Consider the following 20,289-nt stretch of genomic DNA (forward strand, 5'->3'; position numbering starts at 1 on the left):
GGCGACATCCAATTGCATCGAGTGTGGGATCTGGGTGGACGCCCTGGTCATTTTGGGCGATATCGCCCACTGCCCCGAGGATGCCACCTGTTCCCACCATGACGCCTGTGCGCGCGAGGTGGAACGGTGCGCCGGCGATCTGCACCAGGGGGCTCCGGTCCGCTCCCGGCTGGTGGACAGGTTGCGTCACCTGATCTCGCCGGTAACGGCCTTTCGTTAGTTTCCGATGATCCTGGGATTTCGATGGGTGCATGGAGGTGGACATGCAGGGAGACGATTTGTCCGGTCATAATGACGGGGGGCAGGCCTGCGCCGGCCATGGCGGCGCCAGCGGCCTGCCCTGTGCCGGCTGTCCCGAGGCGGTGGCCTCGGTGAGCCGCGGCGTCCACGGCAGCGACCTCAGCCGTTCCGACCATGACAATTGCTGGGTGGTGCGCATCGGCCACCTGGAGAAGCTGCGCAGCGACGATCCCTGCCTAGCCTGTTCCTTCTTCCGCAACCGGGCGCAATTGCTGGCCGGATAGAGCGGCGTGCGCCAACAGGCCCCATATCCCCATGGCGGATGGGGCTTTTCCTTGCGTCCCGGCGGCAAAGGCGTAAATTGCCGCCGTTTCATTGGAGTCGGGAAGGCGCGGCGATGATTCCTCGGCATGCGGTCATCCGGTGGGGCGATCCCCTGTTGCTGGGGGTCGGCTTCGTCGATCACGACCATTGCGAGGCGGTGGAGATGATCAACCGCCTGGCCGCCGCGGCTCCGTCCGAGCGCCTTGACCTGGCCCGGGCCTTCGCCCGCCACTGCGCCGGCCATTTCGCCCGTGAAGAGGCGATGATGGTGAAGACCGGGTTCTTCGCCCTCGACCCGCACCGCGACGAGCACCGGCGGGTGATCGCCCAACTGGACGAGGTGATCGGCGCCCTGGAAGGCGGCGATCCTTGCGAGGATTACTTCGCCGTCGAACTGCCGCAATGGTTCCTGGAGCACCGGGCGACCATGGATTACGTCACCTCGGGCTTCGCCCTCGAACACGGCTGGGCGGAATAGAGCGATATGCGCCAAGTCTGGCCCGCATCGCGATTTACGGCCATTGAGGCGCGCGCTTAGGCAGAGGGCGAGACAAGGCTACAGCGCCGCCGTCGCCCGTTCCAGCCAGTCCCGCTCCGCCGCGTCCTCCAGCAGCGGCCCGATCTCGTCCCGTACCTGGGCGTGATAGGCGTTCAGCCATTCCCGTTCCCCGGCCTCCAGCAGCTCCACCGCCACCAGGGCGCGGTCGATGGGCGCCAGGGTCAGGGTCTCGAACCCCAGCAGGTCGCGCTCGGCCCCCGCCGGGGCGGGCTGCGGCGTCACCAGCACCAGATTCTCGATGCGGATGCCATAGGCGCCGGTCTTGTAGTAGCCGGGCTCGTTGGACAGGATCATCCCCGGCCTCAGCGCCACGCTGTTGCCCACCTTGGAGATGCGCTGCGGCCCTTCGTGCACCGACAGGAAGCTGCCGACCCCGTGGCCGGTGCCGTGGTCGTAGTCCAGCCCCGCAGCCCACAGCGGCCGGCGGGCCAGCACATCCAGCTGGCTGCCGGTGGTGCCGGCGGGAAAGACGGCCCGCGCCAGGGCGATGTGGCCCCTGAGCACCAGGGTGAAGCGGCGTCGCGCCTCGTCCGGGGCGGCGTCGCCGACCAGCACCGTGCGGGTGATGTCGGTGGTGCCGTCCAGGTACTGGGCGCCGGAATCCACCAGATACAGCTCACCCGCCGCCAGGGGGCGGTTGGTCTTGGGTGTCGAGTGGTAGTGGACGATGGCGCCGTTGGCCCCCGCCCCCGAGATGGTGGGAAAGGACAGGCCGCGGAAATGTTCGCCGGGACGGCGGAAGCCTTCCAGGGCGTCGGCGGCGCCCATCTCGTCCACGCTGCCGCTCCGGGTGGCGCGGTCCAGCCAGGCGAGGAAGCGGACCATGGCGGCGCCGTCGCGGTGGTGGGCGGTGCGGGTGCCGGCCATCTCGACGGGGTTCTTGCAGGCCCGCGGCAGGGCGCAGGGGTCGGCGCCGCCCTCGACCCGGGCCCCCGCCGCCCGCAGGGTCTCCCAGACCTGGAAGGGGGCGGAGGAGGAATCCAGGCGGACCCGCTTACCGTCCCGTCCCAGCCGGCGCAGCGCCGCCTCGAACCGGGCGGGGGCCGCCGCCCGCACGCCGTCGCCCCAGCCCGCCGCCACCTGGGGGGCGATGCGGCCGGGTTCCAGGAACAGCTCCACCGAGGAATCGGCATGGAGGATGGCGAAGGCAAGCGGCAGCGGCGTGAAGGCCACGTCGTCGGCCCGGATGTTGAGCAGCCAGGCCACCGATTCCGGCGCGCTCAGCACGGCGGCGTCCAGGCGCTCGCGCGCCAGTTCGGCGGCGATGTCGCCGCGCTTGCCGGCGGCGGAACGGCCGGCGAAGGCTTCGGGATGGGCCGTCACCGGGGAGGCGGGCGGCGCCGGGCGGTCGGTCCACACGGCGTCCAGGGGGTTGTCCGGGCAGGGGACCAGGACGGCCCCCACCCGCTCGCAGGCGTTGGTCAGGATCTGGACCTGGTCGGGGGTGTGCAGCCAGGGGTCGAAGCCCAGGCGGTGGCCCTGGTCCAGCACCTCGCCCAGCCAGCGCTGGGGCGGATGCTCGGTCAGGTGCAGGGGGGCGAACAGGGTGGTGTCCACCTCGCTTAGCACCTGCAGGGTATAGCGGCCGTCCACGAAGACCGCGGCCTTGTCGGCCAGCACCACCGCCGCCCCCGCCGAGCCGGTGAAGCCGGTCAGCCAGCCCAGGCGCTGGGCCGAGGGCGGCACGTATTCGCCCTGGTGCTGGTCGGCGCGCGGCACCACGAAGCCGGTCAGGTTGCGGCGCTCCAACTCGCGCCGCAGGGCGGCGAGGCGGAGGGAAGCGGCGGCCGGTGAGTGCTGAGTGGTCATGGCGGAAATTTAGTCCATCTGCCGGGGCTCAGGTAGGGGGTATTTGGGCTCTCTAAAATTGGAACAGCTTGGGTCTGAAGATTGCGGAATATGCAAATCCCATGAATACCGCAATGCAGCATCAGTATTTGATCGGGTAAATACCCTAGCCGGAAGCCCAGTGCCCTAAGTCTTATCTTTAATAAGTGTGGAAAAGTGAGTAGCATTGGTAATAATTTTGGATGGGTAACTGCCGTATGCAAGCTCTCAAGGTGAGATGATATGGGAGCGCAGGAAACGGTGCCGGCCATCGAACCGGGCGGCGCCATGGTGCCGAGAGAACCGGGAGGCAAGCGATGCCGCAGTGTCGCGGCGGTCGCCATCCTCGCATTGACCGATATCCTGGAAGAATCGGCGGTCGACGGCACCGTCACCATGGACGATGTCCGCCGGGTCGCCAAGGCGGTGCTGGCCGCCCGCGGCCCGCTGGGCGAGCATTATTCCCTGTGGGAGGACGGCTGCGACGCCGCCTTCACCCTGCGGCGCATCGAGCAGCAGCGCACCGATTTCATGGGGCGGATCATCACCCGGCCCTTCTCCAACTGTTTCGACGACAAGAACAGCGGCATCGAGCGCAAGCATCTGCCGCAATTCTTCGCGGCGGTGCGCATGATCATCGGCGAGGAACCCTACGACCTGCTGCGCACCCGGGCCGGCAAGGCCGCCGAGCGCCACCGTCTCGAGGACGGGACGGTCGCCTGGGGTGATTTCTATGCCGACGAGGAGGTCCGCGCCATCTTCGAGGAGGTGCTGGTCACCATGGCGCGCAGCTTCCGGCGCTTCGAGCCGCGCAAGGACTGGTTCCTGATCATCATGAATTCCAGCCCGTCCTCGGTCTCCACCGCCTCCAACGCCTTCATCCCCAAGCGGCCCGAGGACAAGGTGCTGCGCGAGTTCAGCGAGGCCCACATGGTGCGGCTGTTCCAGGCCCTGTTCGCCTCCTGCCGGCCCGACGCCTTCTCGCCCGAGCGCAAGGCGGCCTTCATGGAGAAGTGGGGCAGCGAGCCGGAAAAGGTGTTCGGCACGCTGTTCGTCAGCCTGGCGGAGATGGCGCAATAGCGCCCCTTCCCCTTCCTGCCAGTGCCCCTTCCTACCAGTGCTTGTCCACGAACACCGCGATGAACAGCAGCAGCAGATAGGGCATGGAGGCGGCGAAGTTCCAGCCGGCCCAGCGGCGCGACGGATCCTTGACCAGCACCACGTTGAAGCCCAGCAGCACGGCGCCCGACAGGGCGGCGATGATGCCGTAGGCGTTGCCCAGCAGGCCCAGCCACCACGGCAGCAGCGACGAGGCCACCAGGGCGGCGCTGTTGGCCAGGATCCACCAGGCGGTGCGCTGGTTGCCCACCACCACCGGCAGCATGGGAACCCCGGCCTGGCGGTAATCGTCGGCCAGCAGGATGGCCAGTGCCCAGAAATGGCTGGGCGTCCACAGGAACAGCACCAGGGCCAGCACCATGGGCAGCATCCACTGGGTCTGGTCCACGGCGGCTGCTCCGGCCAGGATGGCGAAGCTGCCGGCGGCACCGCCGATGATGATGTTGGTCCAGTGGCGGCGTTTCAGCCAGACGGTGTAGATGGCCACGTAGACGAAGCCGCCCAGGAACAGGTGCAGCGCCACCACCCAGTTGAACACCGTGCTGGCCAGGGCCATGCCGGCCACCATCAGCACCACCGCCAGGCTGAAGCCCACCGCCGGGGTGCCGGCCCCGGTGGCCATGGGGCGGCGCGAGGTGCGGCGCATCAGCCGGTCGATGTCGCGGTCCCAGACGTGGTTGAACACCGCCGAGGCCGCCGAGCCGAGAACCATGGCCAGGGTCAGCAGCAGCATGGCCACCGGGTCGACCTTGGTCGCCACGGCGCCATAGCCGGTGATCGCGGTGAGCGCGATCATCAGCGCGATGCGCGGCTTCAAAAGCTCGATGAATTGCCTGAACGTCAAACCCGCCTCCGCGCCCGCGGTTGCTCCGCGGGTCAGGTGTATAGATGATACAGCATAAGATACACAACGATGCCGGTGATAGAAACGTAAAGCCACAGCGGCAACGTCCAGCGGGCGATTTTGGGGTGGAGGTCGAAACGGCCCCTCAGGGCGCGCAGCAGGGTCAGCGCCACCAGGGGCAGCGCCACGGCGGCCAGGATCACATGGCTGATCAGCAGGGCGTAATAGACCGGCCGCACCGCGCCGGTTCCCCGGAACACGAAGATCGGGGCGGCGAAGTGGTAGACCACGTAGAAGACCAGGAACAGGCCGGAGGCCGCCACGGCCCCCAGCATGGCCTTGCGGTGGCTGTCCTTGCGCCCCGCCCGGATGTGGACGAAGCCGGCGATCAGGAAGCCCAGCGACACCGCGTTGAGGAAGGCGGTGACGTGGGGCAGGGTGGTGGCTGCGGTCATGGGGGTCCTACCACGTCATCCAGCCGCCCAGGCGCAGCCAGGCGACGGCGAGGCCCATGGTCAGCAGGGTCATGGGAATGCCGGCCCGGGCGAAATCGCCGAACGACAGGCGGCAGCCAGCGCTGGCGGCGCGCTCGGCGACGATGATGTTGGCCATGCTGCCCACCAGCAGGAAGTTGCCGGCCAGGGTGGAGAGCAGGGCCAGCCCGGTCAGGGCGCCGGGATCGGGGGTGGGCCACACCGCCAGGATCAGCATCACGGCGGGCACGTTGCCGATGGAATTGGAGGCGGCCAGGGCCACCGGCACCATGGCCTTCAGGGTGTCGGGGAACCAGCCGTGCTCGGCCAGCCAGTTGACCCAGTGGCGCGCCATGTCGGTGTCGGCGAAGGCGCCGGTGACCACGAACAGGCAGGCGAACAGCAGCAGCAGGTGCCAGTCCACCAGGCCGATCATCTCGCGCGAGCTCATGCGGCGGCTGGCCAGCAGCAGGGCGGCGATGACCATGGCGCCCACCTCGCGCGGCAGGGGCGCGGCGAACAGCAGGGCCAGGATGGCCAGCGCGATGCCGCCCTTGACCGCCTGCCAGCGATGGCCCTCGGCCGGTGGATGGGCGGGAACCGGCACGGGCGAGGCGTCCAGTTCGCGCCGCCAGACCCAGGCGACGCAGTAATGCACCGCCACCAGCGACAGGGCGGCGGGGGCGGCGCAGGCGGCCAGGAAGTTCCAGAAATCCAGCCCGCCCACCTGGCCGATCAGGATGTTCTGGGGATTGCCGATCAGGGTGGCGGCGCTGCCGGCATTGGCGGCGCCCACCAGGCCCAGCAGGTAGGGGCGGGGGTCGAGGCCGCGCCGCCGGATGCCCTCGGCGATGATCGGGGTCATGGCGAAGCACACCACGTCGTTGGCCAGCACCGCCGACAGCCCGCCCGACACGGCGATCACCAGGGCCAGCAGCCGCCGGGCCGAACCGGGGGACTCGGCGACCCTGGTGGCCACGGCGCCATAGACCCCGGCCAGTTGGAACTGGGCCGAGACGATCATCAGGGCGAACAGCAGCAGCAGGGTCGGCACGTCGATGGAGGTGCCCATGGCCTTGACGCCCACCTTGCCCGACACCAGCAGCACCACCACCGCCAGCAGGGCGATGCCGGTGCGGTCGAGCTTCAGCCCCGGCACCGAGCCGACGGCCATGCCGAGATAGGTGAGGAAGAAGACGGCGACGACGAAACTGTCCATGCCTTCCCTTATGGCCTGTCGGCGGAGCCTGGGCAAGCCCCGGGAATTTACTTCATCGGCATTCGCGCCGCGATGCGGTCCATCCATGCGCTGGGCAGGCAGCCGGCCATGCGGGCCATGACGTGCATGGGCCAGGGAAAGGCGATGCGGCCCCGGTTGCCTTCCAGGCCGCGCGCCATGATCCGGCTGGCCCGTTCCACATCCATCAGGAAGGGCATGCGGAACCGGTTCACCGCCGTCATGGGCGTTTCGACGAAGCCGGGGCAGATCACCGAGACGCCGATCCCGGACGGCGCCAACTCGCCCCGCAGCCCCTCGCCCCACACCCGCATCGCGGCCTTGGAAGCGCAATAGGCCGGCGCGCCGGGAAATCCCCGGAAGCTCGCCAGGGAACTCATGATGCCGATCTGGCCCCGGCGGCGCGCCTGCAGCAGGGGGATGGCCGGCATGACGGTGTTGAACACCCCGTCCACGTTGACGGCGAAGATGGCCCGAACCTGTTCCGCCGTCTCGCCGCCGTCGCCGGTTCCCGCCGAGATGCCGGCATTGGCGATGACCAGGTCGAGGGGACGCAGGGCCTCGGCGGCCTCGACCCAGCGCGCGGCGGCGGCCCGGTCGGTGACGTCCAGCCGGGTGGCGTGGGCCTCGGCGCCCATGGTCCGGCACTGGCGGACGACCTCCTCCAGCCGGGCTTGGTCCCGCCCCGACAGGTGCAGGGCGATCCCCGGCGCGGCGAAGGCCCGCGCCAGCCCGGCCCCCAGGCCGGACGACGCGCCGGTGATCAGGATGGAGGAAAAGCGCGTCATCCGCCGTTGCCGTTCTTCTCGTTGAGCAGGGATTTGAGTGGCCCCAGTAGCGGCGGCAGGTCATGGCGGGCCGAATCGAAGACGATGCAGGGGTCCACCGAATGGTATTCGTGCACCAGGATGTTGCGCATCTCGGTCATGCGGTTCCACGGGATGTTGGGGTGGCGCTCCGCCACCTGGGCGGGAACGCGCTTGGCCGCCTCGCCGATGATCTCCAGGTTGCGGACCACCGCGTCCACCGTGCGGTCGTCGGCGACGAAGCGGCGCTCGTCCATGCCGTCGATATAGCGCCGGATGCGCTCGATGGCCTCGATCATGTCCTCGATGCGGACCCGCCAATCCTTGAAGGTCACGTTTACACCACTCCCTCGCCGTAGACCGGCAGACATTCGTCCAGGATGCGGCGCTGCAGCCGCGGCTTGATGTTGCCCGAGGTGATGAGGTCCACCGGGCGGCCCAGCAGACCTTCCAGGGCGTGCTTCAGATCCACGTAGGCGAACAGCCCGCCGGGCCGGCCGGGGAAGAAGTCCACCATCAGGTCGATGTCGCTGGTGGGCTTGGCCTCGTCCCTGACCACCGAGCCGAACAGGAACAGCGCCTTGACCCCGAAGCGCTCCATGATGTCGGGCCGCGACTGCAGGCGGCCGATCACCTCGTCGCGGGCGGCCGGGTTGCGGCGGCGCGAGATGCGTCCGGCATAGGCCTTGACCGCGTCGGCCTTGTCGGCCGGCACGCGCACCACGATTTCCACCACGTTGGGGCGGCCGCGCTCGGGGCGTCTTCGTTCCTTCATGGCAAGAAGGATAGTCCCGCCCCCGTCCGGGGGAAAGCACGGTTGTTGCCCCGCCCCGGCAAGGCTATAAAACCCCCAGACATTTCCGCAGGAGGTTCCCGCCTTGACCGTCGCCAGCATGACCGGCTACGCCCGCGCCGAAGGCCGTGATTCCCAGGGCTCCTGGGTGTGGGAGGGCAAGAGCGTCAACGGCCGCGGCCTGGAGCTGCGCTGCAAGTCGGCACCGGGCTATGACGGGCTGGAGGTCCACGCCCGCGAAGCGGCGGCCAAGCGGTTGAAGCGCGGCAACGTCCAGCTGTCGCTCACCGTGCGGACCGAAACCGAGCAGTCCCAGGTCCGGGTCAACGAGGCCATGCTCGAGCAGTTGCTGGGCATCTGCCGCCAGTGGCAGGGCCGCTATCCCGAGATCACCCCGGCCCGCATGGACGGGCTGCTGGCGCTGAAGGGCGTGCTGGAGCCGGCGGCCGAGGCCGAGACCGGCGATGCCGAATCGCTGCGCGCCGCGCGGGAGGAGGCTATGCGGGCCTCGCTGGAATCCATGCTCGACCAGCTGGCCGCCATGCGAAGGGTCGAGGGTGCCCGCATCGCCGCCGTGCTCGCCGCCCAGCTGGACGAGGTCGCCGCCCTGGCCGCCCGGGCGGGCAATTGCGCCGTGCTGCGCCCCGAGGCGGTGCGCGAGCGCCTGCGCGCCCAGGTGGCCCAGGTGCTGGAGGCCGCTCCGACGCTGCCTGAGGAGCGCATCGCCCAGGAAGTGGCGCTGATCGCCGTCAAGGCCGACGTGCGCGAGGAACTGGACCGTCTGGCCGCCCATGTGGCCGCCGCCCGCGACCTGCTGGCCCAGGGCGGGGCCGTCGGCCGCAAGCTGGACTTCCTGGCCCAGGAGTTCAACCGCGAGGCCAACACGCTGTGCTCCAAGTCGTCGGACGTGGAGCTGACCCGGGTGGGCCTCGACCTCAAGGCCGTCATCGACCAGTTCAAAGAGCAGGTCCAGAACATCGAGTAGGAATTATGAGCGATACCCTTCCCACCGTCAGCCGGCGCGGCCTCATGCTGGTGATGTCGTCGCCTTCCGGGGCGGGCAAGACCACCATCTCGCGCGCCCTGCTGGAGCGTGATTCCGCCATCGGTATGTCGGTGTCGGCCACCACGCGGCCGCCGCGCCCCGGCGAGGTGGACGGCAAGGATTACCACTTCGTCACCGTCGAGAAATTCCACGACATGGTGGAGAAACGGGAGTTCCTGGAACACGCCCGCGTCTTCGACAATTTCTACGGCACGCCGAGAGGGCCGGTGGACGAGATCCTGCGCTCGGGCCGCGACGTGCTGTTCGATATCGACTGGCAGGGCACCCAGCAGATGGCCCAGAACGCGCGGGCCGATCTGGTCTCGGTGTTCGTGCTGCCGCCGTCGGTGGAGGAGCTGGAACGCCGCCTCAGGGGGCGCGCCCAGGATTCCGACGAGGTGGTGCGAAAGCGCATGGCCAAGGCCGGCGACGAGATGAGCCACTGGCCGGAATACGATTACATCGTGGTCAACGTCGATCTCGACAAATCCATCGCCGCCGTCCAGGCCATCCTGGCCGCCGAACGCCTGAAGCGCGAGCGTCAGGTGGGCCTGCCCGACTTCGTCACCCAGCTGCGCGGCGGAGAGTGATGTCAGGTGCCGGGAAAGCGGGCGTCCCGCCCGCAACGGCTTCCTAGAAATCCGGCGTCGAGGCGGCGGGCGGCGGGGGAGGCGGCGGCGGCATCCATCCGCCGCGGGCTCCATGGACCGCCACGGCCGCTACCGCCAGGGCCACGGCCAGGGCCACCGCGCCGCCGCCCCGCGCCGGTTCGCCCGTCCCCGCCTTCCGGCCGGTCAGCATGGGCCGGACCAGATTCTGCTTCCTGGCGAAGGCATAGAAGGCGACGGCCGCCAGATGCAGGGCGACCAGGACATAGACCAGCTTGGACAGCAGGTGGTGGATGGCGGTCAGGCCGTTGCTTCGCGCCTTGCCGGCCAGGTCGTAGAGCGGGCCGGTGAAGGCGATGTCGTCGTTGGCGAACAGCCCGGTGGCGGCCTGCGCGATCAGCACGCCGAGCAGGCAGAACACCGAAAGGGCGCCCAGCGGGTTGTGCCCGGTTCCCTGCCACTCTCCGCGCAGATACGCCCTGATCCTGGCCGGGGTCGGGAAGAACTGGCCGAAGCGGGCATAGGTCGATCCCACCAGTCCCCAGGCCAGGCGGAAGGCCAGCAGGCCGACCACCGCCAGGCCGATGCGGCCGTGCAGGGTCATCAGGCCGCCGCCCAGCTGGCCGCTGACCGACGCGGCGACGATGGCCAGGGCCAGGAACCAGTGGAACAGGCGGGTGGGCAGGTCCCACAGGCGGTAGTCTCGGTGATCCATGGCCGGTCTCGTTCCTCCAAGCGGAACAGGCGCCCGAAGGCGCCTGTGGTGCAAGGGATTCGGGCGTTTACTGCTTGATCTTGAACTCGTCGTGACAGCCCTTGCAGGTGGCGGCCAGCTTGCCGAACTGGTCCTTGGCGGCGGCGGCATCGCCGGCGGCGGCGACCTTGGCCATCTCGTTGGCTTCCTTGTTGAAGGCGGTGGCCACCTTGCCCAGGGTTTCCTTGTTGGTCCAGAGTTCCGGCTTGGCGCGGGTCTTTTCCCAGCCGGTGCCGGTGTCGGTGCCCGGCAGGTACAGGGCGCCCATGCCGGAATTGGCGATGGCCTGGATGGCGTTGGCGGCCTTGACCACCTCTTCCTTGTTATAGGCGGCGCCCTCGACGTTCATCTTGATACGGGCCATGTTCCAGGCCATGAAGCCATAGCCGGACTGGCGCCACTTGATGGCCTCCTCCGGCTTGATCTGGGCGCTGGCGGTGCCGGCAATGGCGACGAGGGCGGCGGCGGCGATCAGAAGCTTGAACTTCATGGCGAGGTCTCCGAAGGGCTTTGGGGAAAGAGAACTTGCAGTCAGGCTAGCTAATATAACCCCTGGCGTAAATTACGTATTGGGTAACAGATTGTTTCATCCTCATTGACAGCGGAGGACGATTTTTCCCGTGGCGGCGCGGCCCTTCAGCAGGCCGATGGCCTCCGCCGCCCGGGACAGGTCCATGACCTTGGAGACATGGGGCGAAAGCTTGCCTACCGCCCACCAGTCCAGGCATTCCTGCATGGATTCGCGGACCAGGGCGGGGGCGATCTTGCGGTAGGCGCCCCAGTAATAGCCGATCACTGTGACGTTCTTGACCAGCAGGATATTGGCGGGAATCTGCTGCACCGTGCCGCCGGCGAAGCCGATGATCAGAATCCTTCCGTCGGCGGCGATGGAGCGCAAGGACGCGTCGAACACCTGTCCGCCGACCGGATCATAGACCACGTCGGCGCCCTTGCCGCCGGTCAGGGCCTTGACCCTTTCGCGGATGTCCTCGTCCTTGTAGTCGATGCCGTGGTGGCAGCCGTGCTCCAGCGCCACCTTGACCTTGTCCGGCCCGCCCGCCGTGCCGATGACGGTGGCGCCCAGCGCGCGGCCCACCTCGACGGCGGTCAGCCCGACGCCGCCCGCCGCCCCGTGCACCACTAGGGTCTCGCCGGCGCGAAGGTTTGCCTTGGCCTTGAGGCCCAGATGCGAGGTGCCGTAGGCCACCGGAAAGCCGGCGGCGGTGACGAAATCCAGGGAGTCGGGCAGCACGTAGACGTCGGTCCAGGCGCATACCGCCTCCTCGGCGAAGGCGCCGCCGGTGACGGTGGCCATCACCCGGTCGCCGGGCTTGGCTGTGGTGACCCCCGCCGCCACTTCGGTGACCACGCCGGCCAGTTCCATGCCCGGCACGAAGGGCGGCTCCATCTTTTCCTGGTACTTGCCCCCGGTGATCAGCGAGTCGGCGAAGTTCACCCCCGCCGCCTGCACGGCGATGCGCACGCCGCCGGGGATCATGGCGGGCGCGGGAAAGTCGGTGACGACCAGGTCCTGGCCGAAAGCGGGGCAGATGACGGCTTTCATGGGATCTCTCGAAGATGTCAGATGGTGGGGCGGCCGGGAGCGTGTTTCTGTGCGGCCCAAGCCCGCTTCAAGGTGGTGAACAGGACGATCTCGGTGATCTGGTCCCGCGTCATGCCACCCGACAGTTCTCCCTGGGCGTACTGGACCAGCTCCAGGGGGGCGGCGTTGGAGGCTAGCAGGTTGGTCAGCAGTTCCTTGCGCACCAGCGGCGGATATTTCAGCACCTCCTTGACCAGCGACACCTTGACCACCAGCGGGATGTTGGGGCTGACGAACAGCCGGTCGACGCACATGGCGTAGATGCCGAAATCCAGCTTGCCCGCCACGCTACGGGTGAAGTCGAGGAACTCGTCCAGGAAGGAGGGTTCGGAAATCTTCTTGTCGATCAGCAGTTTGATCACGTCGAGAAAGGCGCGGTAGCGGGTCCGCGCTGGGCCGACATTGCCGCCCAGCTCGGCGGCCAGCTCGCGGATGCGGGCCTCGCGGAAGCCGGCGGCGATCATCGCCTCGGCCGAGCCGCGCACGCCCTGGTCGAAGGCGGTCTCCTCGATCAGCTGGAACAGCTGCTCGTATTTGGGGCGGTGGCGGGGCGACACCTTGGAGGCGGCCACCGACAGGGGCAGCATGGCGGCCAGCGCCACCTGGGAATCGCGCGCCACGATGGCGGCCATGGACAGGGCGGCCACGTCGCCCACCGTGCCGTTCAGCAGGTCGTCGGTGATGACCAGGCGCTCGCCCGGCGCCAGGCTGAGATTGGTGTTGAGCGCCCCGCATTCCATGAAATGCGTCGCCAGATCGGATGGCTTGGCGGCAAGGGGATCGGCGATGGGGGCGTATGTAGTAGCCATGGTCGCATTCAGCCACAATACCGCCGGACGGGCAAGAGTCTTGGGATTCCTGCGCCTTTTCCCGGGCGCAGCAAAGTGCTAGGATGGCGAATCTGGTTCGTCTGGAATTGGCAAGAGCATGGTTGAGTCCACTCGCGGTTTCGGCTCGTCGGCATTGAACAGCGCGGTTTCGGGAATCCGCGACGTGTTCAGCCGCGACCAGCGCGCCGCCCTCGGCGCCGGCGGCGGCGAGGCGGTGACCGCCATTCAGGGGGCCACGCCCGCCGGCCCGCGCGGCCGGCGCATGCTGTCGCCCAACACCCCGATGGAAAGCCTGGACCGCAACGCGCCGCGGGGCACCTATCTCGACATTCTGGCCTGAGGTCGCATGAAGTCGTCCGGGCCGATTCTTCGTTCCATCCCCGAGGGTGATGACCGCGAGCGGCTGGTCTGCGGCGATTGCGGCTTCGTGCTCTACGAAAACCCCAAGATCATCGTCGGCGCCGTCTGCACCTGGGGCGACAGGTATCTGATGGTGAAGCGGGCCATCGAGCCCCGGCTGGGCTACTGGACTATGCCCATCGGCTATATGGAGCTGGGCGAAACCACCGAGCAGGGAGCGCTGCGCGAGGTGTGGGAGGAAGCCCGCGCCGTGGCCGAGGTGGACGGCCTGCTGGCGGTGTTCTCCATTCCCCAGATCAGCCAGGTCCACATGATCTACCGCGCCCGCATGGTGACGCCGGAATTCGCCGCCGGGCCGGAAAGCCTGGAGGCCGGACTGTTCGGCTGGGATGAGATTCCCTGGGATCATCTGGCCTATCCCAACGTCCGCATGGCGCTGGACTACGAGCGTCAGGTCAAGGGCCGCGCCGCCTTCGCTCCCATCGGGCTATAGCCCCCGCGCCTCCGCCTCGGCTTCGTCGTGGGAGGCGACGTCCCCGGCCCGCGCGAACATCTTTGCGGCGGCATGCATGGATTTGCGCGCTTCGTCACGCCGCCCTTCGCCGGCCAGGATGCGGGCCATCAGCCGGGTGCCCTTGGCCTCGCCCAGCAGGTCGCCGGCCTGGCGCAGCAGACCCAGCGCCTCCTCGCATTCGGCGCGGGCCTTGTCGGCGTGGCCGAGGGCCAGTTGGATGGCGGCCATGGCCTTCAAGGTCCCGGCTTCGCCCAGGGTGTCGGCCGAGCGCCGGTAGCAGGCCAGCGCCTCGCGGTAGCGGTCCAGCGCCCGGTCCTGGGCGCCGGCGTCGCGCTCCATATGGCCCAGCGCCCGCTGCACGTGGCCCTGGCCGGACCAGTCGGCGGCGGCCTGGTACAGGTCGAGGGCCGATTGATGGAAGGCGCGGGCGCCCGGCTCGTCGCCCTCGCGCTGGGCGAGGCGGGCCAGCCGCACCAGGATGCCGCCCTGTTCGCGCTGGTCGCCGCCGCGGGCGTAGAGCTGGCGGGCCTCCACATAGGCCTGGCGCGCCGCGTTGCCGTGGCCGGTCTCCGCCTCGATGTCGCCCATGCGGCACAGCGCGTCCGCTTCGCCCCGCGCGTCGCCGCTTTCGTGATAGAGCAGGCGGGCTCGCAGGCAGCATTCGCGGGCTCGCTGTTTTTCGCCGGAAAGCCACAGCGTCTCGGCCTCGTCGAGGACGTGATCGGCTTCGCTTCGGGTCATGACAGCCCTCCGTGCGGGATTGCGACGGGACCAGGGTAAACTTCTATCGGGTCGCTACCAAATATTCCTTTTATGTGGAGGCCGGGGGGAATAAAAATCGGATATGAGGTTGGTCTTGATCCTTGTCATTGTCGCCCTGCTCCGTCCGTCGGAGGCGCTTGCCGCCGACTGCACCCAGCCGGCGGCGCCCGGCGTGGACTGGCAGCGCTGCTACATGGACGGGCGCGACTTCACCCGGCACGATCTGACCGGCGCGCGGCTGCGGGAAACCAGCTTTCAGCGCGCCAGGCTGGGTGAGGCGGTTCTGGTCAAGGTCGATGCCTATCGGGTACGGTTCATCAGCGCCGTGCTGGCCGGTGCCCGTCTCGACGACGGCCTGTTCGCCGACGCCGATTTCACCAAGGCCAATCTCGGCGGGGCCTCGCTGGTCGGGGCCGATCTTCGCCGCGCGCGGTTCTTCAACGCCTCGTTGCGGGGCGCGGATCTGAGCGGGGCCAAGACGTTGGGGGCGGAGTTGCTGAACGCCGACCTGTCCGGCGCCCGGTGGACGGACGGAAAGACGATTTGCGCCGAGGGTTCCCTCGGCCAGTGCAATTGAGGTTCAGGTAACGATGAAAAGCCCGGATTCCCTTGATGTCGCCTCCCATTGCGCCCGGGCGGCGCTGGCCATGATGGAGCGGAACAAGGTCCCGCCGCATCCCGAGAATTATGCCATCTGGTACGCCTATGTCGCCGGCCGCAACCCGGAACTGACCGCCGCCATCGACGCCATCCTGAACGCGGGCAAGAAGTTCACCTCCAAGGTCAATGACGAGCTTTACGAGCGTTTCGCCGTCTTCCCCCAGGACACCGCCGAACTGCGCGAGGTGGGCCAGCGGGTCGAGGAGGCGGTGGGGCGCGTGCTCGAATACCTGAGCAACGCCAACCAGGGCACCACCAGTTACGGCGCGGCGCTGGAGGATTTCAGCGGCAAGCTGGCCGACGGGCCGTCGGCCGCCAGCCTGCCCGAACTGGTCGCCGGCATCCTGGCCGAGACCAAGGTGATGGCCGACCTGAACCGCCAGCTGGAGCAGCGCCTGGAGAACTCGTCCAACGAGATCGCCCGGCTGCGCAACCACCTGGACGACCTGAAGCGCGAGGCCTCCACCGACGCCCTGACCCAGCTGGCCAACCGCAAGCTGTTCGATCATTCGCTCAATCTGGCGGTGCTCGATGCCCGGGCGTCGGAGGCGCCGCTGTCGGTGCTGATGATCGACATCGACCATTTCAAGCAGTTCAACGACACCTACGGCCACCAGTTGGGCGACCAGGTGCTGAAGCTGGTGGCGCGCTCGCTGACCGAGATCGCCCAGGCCAAGGATACCGCCGCCCGCTACGGCGGCGAGGAATTCGCGGTGATCCTGCCCGCCACGCCCCTGGAAAAATCCATGGAGGTGGCGGAGTCCATCCGCAGCCAGGTTTCCACCAAGCGCCTGACCAACCGCCGGACCGGCCAGGTCCTGGGCCAGGTGACGCTGTCCATCGGCGCCGCCGTGCTGAAGGAGGCCGAGGCCCCCGATTCCCTGGTGCACCGTGCCGACGAGGCCATGTATCTGGCCAAGCGCGACGGCCGCAACCGGGTGAAGAGCGAAGCCGACCTGGAAAACCCGATCGAGACGGCGGCGAAGTAGATGATCCTGGAGCGCCGTGTCATCGTCTTTCCCCGCGCCGACTTTCTCGACGCCATCCGCCGCTATGGCGAGCGGATCGGCAAGATGCTGCCCGACACCGCGCCCGACCTTCTCGGCTTCGATCCGGCCCAGGACATCGCGCTGACCATCCGTTTTCCGGCGGTGTTCGCCGGGGCCTCGGCCAAGGATTTCGTCTTCTCGCGCGAGGATGTGGGGCAGGCGCTGACCCTTTATTGCCGGGAGCGCAAGGTGCCGCTGCCCAAGGATTCGGCCAAGCAGATCGAGAAGTTCAAGGATGGCGCGGCGCTGACCATGCAGATCGGCGGCGGCGGCCTGCACATCATGGTCATCGACGACCAGGAGGTCATGCGCAGCATCATCAAGAAGCTGCTGGGCAAGATGAACCCGGCCCAGGTCACCGAGGCCAATGACGGCCTAGTGGCGCTGGAGATGCTGCGCTCGGGCGACGTGGACCCCGACGTGATCATCTGCGACCTGCACATGGAGAACATGGGCGGCATCGAGTTCCTGCGCACGCTGCGGACCGAGAAGGGCAATCTCAACAGCCGCAAGCCGGTGCTGATCCTGACCGGCGACAAATCCGACCAGGCCCACGAGATCACCCGCCAGGTGGGCGCCTCCAAGGTGCTGACCAAGCCCATCGGCGCCGACGACCTGATCCGCCAGATCAATCTGGTGCGCGGCTATTTCGAGGCAGGGCGTCCTTAAACCCGGGGAGGCGTTGCAAGTGGGACTTTTCCGCTATTGCCGCCTGGCGCTGCGCAGCCTGCAGATTCTCATCGAGCAATTTTCCGCCTTCTGCCGCCTGTCCTGGCTGTGCATGCTGGTCAGCCTGCTGGGGGTGGCGGTGGCGGAGCGCCATCTGATCGCCGGCGGCGTCACCGAACTGCTGGCGCGCGGCGTCTTCGTGGTGGTGTGGCTGCGGCTGGTCGGGTTGGGCGAGGTGCCGTCCAGCCGCCACTATTTCCGCCTCGGCCGCCGCGAGACCTTCGGGGCGCTGTCCTGGATGATGGCCGAGATCTTCATCAACTTTCCCGCCCAGGTGGTTTCCGCCTCGCTGGCCATCGGCACCGGCATTCCCATCGCCGATTCGGTGATGATGCTGTCGGGGCTGGCCAATCTGCTGCTGGGCGGCATCTACCTGATTCCCGCCGACGCGGCGCTGGTCCGGGGCGGCGTCTCGGACGAGGTTGGCTGGCGGGTTCCCGACCTGATGATCCGCGGCGGCATGGCGCTGGGCATGGCGGTGTTCGTCTGCTGGCTGCCGTTCAACCTGCTGCAGGAAGGGGTGCGGTTGCTGCCCGAGATGGACCTGGCCGAGGGCTTCTCCCTGCGCGAGGCGGTGATGGTGCCGGTACGCTTCCTGGGGCTGGCCCTGACCTCGGGGACTCTGGCCCTGGCGTGGAACCGGCTGATGGCCGAGGAGGACGGCCGGCAGTAGATCAGCCTTCGGCCCGCATGTCCGCGATGCCCTGACGGGCCAGGGCGTCGGCCCGCTCGTTCTCCGGATGGCCGGCATGGCCCTTGACCCAGTGCCAGGACACCCGGTGGCGGGCGGCGGCCTCGTCCAGGGCCTTCCACAGATCCTCGTTCTTCACCGGCTTCTTGTCGGCGGTCTTCCAGCCGCGCGCCTTCCAGCCGCGCAGCCATTCGGTCATGCCCTTCTTGACGTATTCGCTGTCGGTATACAGATCGATGGCGCAGGACCGGGTCAGGGCGTTCAGGGCCTCCAGCACCGCCGTCATTTCCATGCGGTTGTTGGTGGTCTGGGGCTCGCCGCCCTTCAGCTCCTTCTCGGTCCCCTTGAAGCGCAGGATGGCCCCCCAGCCGCCGGGGCCGGGATTGCCGGAACAGGCGCCGTCGGTATAGATCTCGACGGATTCGGGCTTGGTTTCGGCGGCACTCATGCGATGCCGTACTGGCCGGGACCGCCGACACCCTGGTGGAAGCGGAGCTTGCGGTAGTACTCCATGGGGTCCTTGCGTTTGACCATGGCGCCGGGCGGCGTGTTCAGCCAGTCGTAGCTCCGCGTCAGCAAAAAGCGCATGGCGGCGCCGCGCGCCAGCAGCGGCAGGGCCAGCAGTTCGTCGGCCGACAGCGGCCGGACCTTGCGGTAGCCGTTGAGCATCAGGCGGGCCTTGGTGGCGTTGAAGGCGCCGTCATCCTCGAAGCACCAGGCGTTGAGGCAGATGGCGATGTCGTAGGCCAGGGCATCGGTGCAGGCGAAATAGAAATCGATGAAGCCCGACATGCGGTCGACGCCCGCCGCCCTGTCGTGCAGGAAGAACACGTTGTCGGGGAACAGGTCGGCGTGGATCAGGCCCACCGGCAGAGCCTTGGGCCAGTGGGCCTCCAGGTAATCCAGCTCGTCGGCGATGGTCTGCTCGAGATCGGCCTTGATCTCGGCGGCGCGCGGCCGGATGGACTCGAACAGCGGCCGCCAGCCGGACACCGACAGGTTGTTGTTCCGGGTCATGGGGAAATCGGCGCCGGCCAGATGCATGGCGGCCATGGCCGGACCCAGCTCGGCGCAATGGTTCAGCGTGATGCGCCGGGTCCACATGCCCTTGAGGAAACTGACGATGGCCGCCGGCCGGCCGCAGAGCGTGCGCAGCGCCGTGCCGTCGCGTCCCTTGATGGGGGTGGGGCAGGCCAGCCCGCGCGCCGCCAGATGCTCCATCAGGCCGAGGAAGAACGGCAGTTCATCCGGGTTCACCCGCTTTTCATAGAGGGTGAGGATGTAGTTCCCCCGGTCGGTCTGCAGCAGGTAGTTGGTGTTCTCCACCCCCTCGGCGATGCCCTTGCACGACACCACCTCGCCGATGTCGTATTCGGCGGCGAACTCTTCCAGGTCGTCGTCGGAAACCTCGGTGTAGACGGCCATGCTCTCTCGGCTGCTTCAGGCTGGAATCGGCGGAAGGTACGACGTTTCCGCCGACGACGCCAGAGGAGAGAGGCTATTCCGACAGGGCCTGGGGCAGCTTGAAGGTCACCGTCTCGGTGGTGACGCGGATTTCCTCGATGGTGACGTCGAAGCGCTCGCGCGCCGCCGCCATCACTTCCTCCACCAGGATTTCCGGGGCCGAGGCGCCGGCGGTGATGCCGAGGCGGTTGACGCCGTCCAGCAGGCTCCAGTCGACCTCGGCGGCACGCTGCACCAGCACCGAGCGGGCGCAGCCGGCCCGCGTCGCCACTTCCACCAGGCGCGACGAGTTGGAGGAATTGGGCGAGCCGATCACCATCAGCGCCTCGCAATGGGGCGCGATGGTCTTGACGGCGGCCTGGCGGTTGGTGGTGGCGTAGCAGATGTCTTCCCGCTTCGGCCCGACCATGTCGGGGAAGCGGCGCTGCAGCACGTCGATCACCGCCGCCGCGTCGTCCACCGACAGCGTGGTCTGGGTGATGTAGGCCAGCATGGAGGGGTCCTTGGGGGCGACCGTTTCCGCCTGTTCCGGCGTGCCGACCAGCAGTACGGCGCCTTCCGGCACCTGGCCGATGGTGCCGATCACCTCGGGGTGGCCGGCATGGCCGATCATGATGATCTGGCGGCCCATGGCGTGGTGCAACTCGGCCTCACGGTGGACCTTGGTCACCAGCGGACAGGTGGCGTCCAGCGAGGTCAGGCCCCGCCGGTCGGCCTCGGCCGGAACCGTCTTGGGCACACCGTGGGCCGAGAACACCACGGCGGCGCTGTCGGGAACCTCGTCCAGTTCCTCGACGAACACCGCGCCCTTGCGGGCCAGGGATTCCACCACGAAGCGGTTGTGGACGATCTCGTGGCGGACATAGACCGGCGCGCCGTACTTCTCGAGGGCCCGCTCGACGATGTGGATGGCGCGGTCGACACCGGCGCAGAATCCGCGCGGGCTGGCCAGCACCAGGGTCAGGGGCCTCTTGGCAACGCTTGTGGTCACTTTGTCG

26 protein-coding genes are annotated in these 20,289 nt (G+C 68.2%); 11 read left to right on the plus strand and 15 right to left on the minus strand.

The genetic code is table 11. From position 1 onward, the window contains the following. The first annotated feature begins 263 nt into the window (after positions 1-263). Both H261_RS02460 and H261_RS02465 read left to right on the plus strand, forming a co-directional pair. Positions 264-524, plus strand: coding sequence for a hypothetical protein (locus H261_RS02460; protein ID WP_152426661.1), 261 nt, complete (start codon positions 264-266; stop codon positions 522-524). Positions 525-637: 113 nt separating this feature from the next. Then, positions 638-1,042 (plus strand): bacteriohemerythrin, encoded by a 405-nt coding sequence (locus H261_RS02465; RefSeq protein ID WP_008613964.1) that lies wholly within the window; start codon positions 638-640, stop codon positions 1,040-1,042. A 78-nt stretch (positions 1,043-1,120) separates the two neighbouring features. On the opposite strand, the gene H261_RS02470 is transcribed toward H261_RS02465, so the two are convergent. Continuing rightward, on the minus strand, positions 1,121-2,932 hold the full coding sequence (locus tag H261_RS02470) for an aminopeptidase P family protein (protein ID WP_008613965.1): 1,812 nt from the start codon (positions 2,930-2,932) through the stop codon (positions 1,121-1,123). Positions 2,933-3,193: 261 nt separating this feature from the next. Between H261_RS02470 and H261_RS02475 the strand changes: the two genes are divergently transcribed. Continuing rightward, positions 3,194-4,030 (plus strand): hypothetical protein, encoded by an 837-nt coding sequence (locus tag H261_RS02475; RefSeq protein WP_008613966.1) that lies wholly within the window; start codon positions 3,194-3,196, stop codon positions 4,028-4,030. 31 nt (positions 4,031-4,061) lie between these two features. Here H261_RS02475 and cyoE read toward each other — a convergent pair whose 3' ends face one another. Genes cyoE through H261_RS02505 form a run of 6 tightly spaced genes read right to left on the minus strand, consistent with a single transcriptional unit; the run spans position 4,062 to position 8,204 of the window. Then, positions 4,062-4,913, minus strand: a complete 852-nt coding sequence (gene cyoE, locus H261_RS02480; protein ID WP_008613967.1) for a heme o synthase — start codon at positions 4,911-4,913, stop codon at positions 4,062-4,064. A gap of 32 nt (positions 4,914-4,945) precedes the next feature. After that, the gene (locus H261_RS02485; RefSeq protein ID WP_008613968.1) at positions 4,946-5,368 is read right to left on the minus strand and encodes a DUF420 domain-containing protein; all 423 of its coding nucleotides are present in this window, start codon (positions 5,366-5,368) and stop codon (positions 4,946-4,948) included. A gap of 7 nt (positions 5,369-5,375) precedes the next feature. Further along, entirely contained in the window at positions 5,376-6,605 is a 1,230-nt protein-coding gene (locus tag H261_RS02490; protein ID WP_008613969.1) for an anion transporter, read from the minus strand. A 47-nt stretch (positions 6,606-6,652) separates the two neighbouring features. Further along, positions 6,653-7,411 (minus strand): SDR family NAD(P)-dependent oxidoreductase, encoded by a 759-nt coding sequence (locus tag H261_RS02495; protein ID WP_008613970.1) that lies wholly within the window; start codon positions 7,409-7,411, stop codon positions 6,653-6,655. Continuing rightward, positions 7,408-7,764: a HepT-like ribonuclease domain-containing protein gene (locus H261_RS02500; RefSeq protein WP_008613971.1), complete on the minus strand. Its 357-nt coding sequence runs from the start codon at positions 7,762-7,764 to the stop codon at positions 7,408-7,410. The genes H261_RS02495 and H261_RS02500 overlap by 4 nt, the downstream gene beginning before the upstream one ends. Positions 7,765-7,766: 2 nt before the next feature. Then, positions 7,767-8,204 (minus strand): nucleotidyltransferase family protein, encoded by a 438-nt coding sequence (locus H261_RS02505; RefSeq protein ID WP_008613972.1) that lies wholly within the window; start codon positions 8,202-8,204, stop codon positions 7,767-7,769. Between the two features lie 103 nt (positions 8,205-8,307). Here H261_RS02505 and H261_RS02510 point away from each other — a divergent pair, with 103 nt between their 5' ends. Both H261_RS02510 and gmk read left to right on the plus strand, forming a co-directional pair. Next, positions 8,308-9,207: a YicC/YloC family endoribonuclease gene (locus tag H261_RS02510; RefSeq protein ID WP_008613973.1), complete on the plus strand. Its 900-nt coding sequence runs from the start codon at positions 8,308-8,310 to the stop codon at positions 9,205-9,207. 5 nt (positions 9,208-9,212) lie between these two features. Then, the gene (gmk, locus tag H261_RS02515) at positions 9,213-9,857 is read left to right on the plus strand and encodes a guanylate kinase (protein ID WP_008613974.1); all 645 of its coding nucleotides are present in this window, start codon (positions 9,213-9,215) and stop codon (positions 9,855-9,857) included. A gap of 43 nt (positions 9,858-9,900) precedes the next feature. Here the strand turns inward: gmk and H261_RS02520 are convergent, their stop codons facing one another. From H261_RS02520 to H261_RS02535, 4 genes are all read right to left on the minus strand, one after another. Next, positions 9,901-10,590 (minus strand): cytochrome b/b6 domain-containing protein, encoded by a 690-nt coding sequence (locus H261_RS02520; RefSeq protein WP_008613975.1) that lies wholly within the window; start codon positions 10,588-10,590, stop codon positions 9,901-9,903. Between the two features lie 67 nt (positions 10,591-10,657). Continuing rightward, complete coding sequence (locus H261_RS02525) at positions 10,658-11,119, minus strand: c-type cytochrome (protein WP_008613976.1); 462 nt, start codon at positions 11,117-11,119, stop codon at positions 10,658-10,660. A gap of 102 nt (positions 11,120-11,221) precedes the next feature. Next, positions 11,222-12,193 (minus strand): NADPH:quinone oxidoreductase family protein, encoded by a 972-nt coding sequence (locus H261_RS02530; RefSeq protein WP_008613977.1) that lies wholly within the window; start codon positions 12,191-12,193, stop codon positions 11,222-11,224. A 17-nt stretch (positions 12,194-12,210) separates the two neighbouring features. Beyond that, on the minus strand, positions 12,211-13,041 hold the full coding sequence (locus H261_RS02535; protein ID WP_008613978.1) for a hypothetical protein: 831 nt from the start codon (positions 13,039-13,041) through the stop codon (positions 12,211-12,213). Between the two features lie 118 nt (positions 13,042-13,159). Between H261_RS02535 and H261_RS02540 the strand changes: the two genes are divergently transcribed. Both H261_RS02540 and H261_RS02545 read left to right on the plus strand, forming a co-directional pair. Then, on the plus strand, positions 13,160-13,402 hold the full coding sequence (locus H261_RS02540; protein ID WP_152426665.1) for a hypothetical protein: 243 nt from the start codon (positions 13,160-13,162) through the stop codon (positions 13,400-13,402). Between the two features lie 6 nt (positions 13,403-13,408). Further along, complete coding sequence (locus tag H261_RS02545) at positions 13,409-13,915, plus strand: NUDIX hydrolase (RefSeq protein WP_008613981.1); 507 nt, start codon at positions 13,409-13,411, stop codon at positions 13,913-13,915. Here the strand turns inward: H261_RS02545 and H261_RS02550 are convergent. Next, positions 13,910-14,677, minus strand: coding sequence for a tetratricopeptide repeat protein (locus H261_RS02550; protein ID WP_008613982.1), 768 nt, complete (start codon positions 14,675-14,677; stop codon positions 13,910-13,912). The genes H261_RS02545 and H261_RS02550 overlap by 6 nt on opposite strands. 103 nt (positions 14,678-14,780) lie before the next feature. Here H261_RS02550 and H261_RS02555 point away from each other — a divergent pair, with 103 nt between their 5' ends. The 4 genes from H261_RS02555 to H261_RS02570 are packed head-to-tail and all read left to right on the plus strand — an operon-like array spanning position 14,781 to position 17,809. After that, positions 14,781-15,275, plus strand: a complete 495-nt coding sequence (locus H261_RS02555) for a pentapeptide repeat-containing protein (protein WP_008613983.1) — start codon at positions 14,781-14,783, stop codon at positions 15,273-15,275. 13 nt (positions 15,276-15,288) lie between these two features. Beyond that, the gene (locus H261_RS02560; protein WP_008613984.1) at positions 15,289-16,347 is read left to right on the plus strand and encodes a GGDEF domain-containing protein; all 1,059 of its coding nucleotides are present in this window, start codon (positions 15,289-15,291) and stop codon (positions 16,345-16,347) included. Then, positions 16,348-17,076, plus strand: a complete 729-nt coding sequence (locus H261_RS02565; RefSeq protein WP_008613985.1) for a response regulator — start codon at positions 16,348-16,350, stop codon at positions 17,074-17,076. 19 nt (positions 17,077-17,095) lie between these two features. Continuing rightward, the gene (locus H261_RS02570) at positions 17,096-17,809 is read left to right on the plus strand and encodes a hypothetical protein (protein WP_008613986.1); all 714 of its coding nucleotides are present in this window, start codon (positions 17,096-17,098) and stop codon (positions 17,807-17,809) included. Position 17,810: 1 nt separating this feature from the next. Here H261_RS02570 and rnhA read toward each other — a convergent pair whose 3' ends face one another. The 3 genes from rnhA to ispH form a co-directional block, all read right to left on the minus strand. Next, positions 17,811-18,275, minus strand: a complete 465-nt coding sequence (gene rnhA / locus H261_RS02575; RefSeq protein ID WP_008613988.1) for a ribonuclease HI — start codon at positions 18,273-18,275, stop codon at positions 17,811-17,813. Beyond that, complete coding sequence (locus tag H261_RS02580; protein ID WP_008613989.1) at positions 18,272-19,252, minus strand: homoserine kinase; 981 nt, start codon at positions 19,250-19,252, stop codon at positions 18,272-18,274. The genes rnhA and H261_RS02580 overlap by 4 nt, the downstream gene beginning before the upstream one ends. A 73-nt stretch (positions 19,253-19,325) precedes the next feature. Next, positions 19,326-20,282 (minus strand): 4-hydroxy-3-methylbut-2-enyl diphosphate reductase, encoded by a 957-nt coding sequence (ispH, locus tag H261_RS02585; RefSeq protein ID WP_008613990.1) that lies wholly within the window; start codon positions 20,280-20,282, stop codon positions 19,326-19,328. Between the last annotated feature and the right edge of the window lie 7 nt (positions 20,283-20,289).

The organism is Paramagnetospirillum caucaseum (assembly GCF_000342045.1).
GTDB classification, from domain to species: domain Bacteria; phylum Pseudomonadota; class Alphaproteobacteria; order Rhodospirillales; family Magnetospirillaceae; genus Phaeospirillum; species Phaeospirillum caucaseum.

Bases quoted from the DNA above. Each gene is read 5' to 3' on its own strand.
- H261_RS02485 (WP_008613968.1), bottom strand. From the start codon at position 5,368: ATGACCGCAGCCACCACCCTGCCCCACGTCACCGCCTTCCTCAACGCG.
- H261_RS02550 (WP_008613982.1), bottom strand. From the start codon at position 14,677: ATGACCCGAAGCGAAGCCGATCACGTCCTCGACGAGGCCGAGACGCTG.
- H261_RS02540 (WP_152426665.1), top strand. From the start codon at position 13,160: ATGGTTGAGTCCACTCGCGGTTTCGGCTCGTCGGCATTGAACAGCGCG.
- H261_RS02490 (WP_008613969.1), bottom strand. From the start codon at position 6,605: ATGGACAGTTTCGTCGTCGCCGTCTTCTTCCTCACCTATCTCGGCATG.
- H261_RS02460 (WP_152426661.1), top strand. From the start codon at position 264: ATGCAGGGAGACGATTTGTCCGGTCATAATGACGGGGGGCAGGCCTGC.
- H261_RS02560 (WP_008613984.1), top strand. From the start codon at position 15,289: ATGAAAAGCCCGGATTCCCTTGATGTCGCCTCCCATTGCGCCCGGGCG.
- H261_RS02505 (WP_008613972.1), bottom strand. From the start codon at position 8,204: ATGAAGGAACGAAGACGCCCCGAGCGCGGCCGCCCCAACGTGGTGGAA.
- H261_RS02530 (WP_008613977.1), bottom strand. From the start codon at position 12,193: ATGAAAGCCGTCATCTGCCCCGCTTTCGGCCAGGACCTGGTCGTCACC.
- H261_RS02555 (WP_008613983.1), top strand. From the start codon at position 14,781: ATGAGGTTGGTCTTGATCCTTGTCATTGTCGCCCTGCTCCGTCCGTCG.
- rnhA (WP_008613988.1), bottom strand. From the start codon at position 18,275: ATGAGTGCCGCCGAAACCAAGCCCGAATCCGTCGAGATCTATACCGAC.
- H261_RS02545 (WP_008613981.1), top strand. From the start codon at position 13,409: ATGAAGTCGTCCGGGCCGATTCTTCGTTCCATCCCCGAGGGTGATGAC.
- H261_RS02525 (WP_008613976.1), bottom strand. From the start codon at position 11,119: ATGAAGTTCAAGCTTCTGATCGCCGCCGCCGCCCTCGTCGCCATTGCC.
- H261_RS02535 (WP_008613978.1), bottom strand. From the start codon at position 13,041: ATGGCTACTACATACGCCCCCATCGCCGATCCCCTTGCCGCCAAGCCA.
- H261_RS02580 (WP_008613989.1), bottom strand. From the start codon at position 19,252: ATGGCCGTCTACACCGAGGTTTCCGACGACGACCTGGAAGAGTTCGCC.
- H261_RS02475 (WP_008613966.1), top strand. From the start codon at position 3,194: ATGGGAGCGCAGGAAACGGTGCCGGCCATCGAACCGGGCGGCGCCATG.
- H261_RS02565 (WP_008613985.1), top strand. From the start codon at position 16,348: ATGATCCTGGAGCGCCGTGTCATCGTCTTTCCCCGCGCCGACTTTCTC.
- H261_RS02470 (WP_008613965.1), bottom strand. From the start codon at position 2,932: ATGACCACTCAGCACTCACCGGCCGCCGCTTCCCTCCGCCTCGCCGCC.
- H261_RS02520 (WP_008613975.1), bottom strand. From the start codon at position 10,590: ATGGATCACCGAGACTACCGCCTGTGGGACCTGCCCACCCGCCTGTTC.
- H261_RS02465 (WP_008613964.1), top strand. From the start codon at position 638: ATGATTCCTCGGCATGCGGTCATCCGGTGGGGCGATCCCCTGTTGCTG.
- H261_RS02495 (WP_008613970.1), bottom strand. From the start codon at position 7,411: ATGACGCGCTTTTCCTCCATCCTGATCACCGGCGCGTCGTCCGGCCTG.
- gmk (WP_008613974.1), top strand. From the start codon at position 9,213: ATGAGCGATACCCTTCCCACCGTCAGCCGGCGCGGCCTCATGCTGGTG.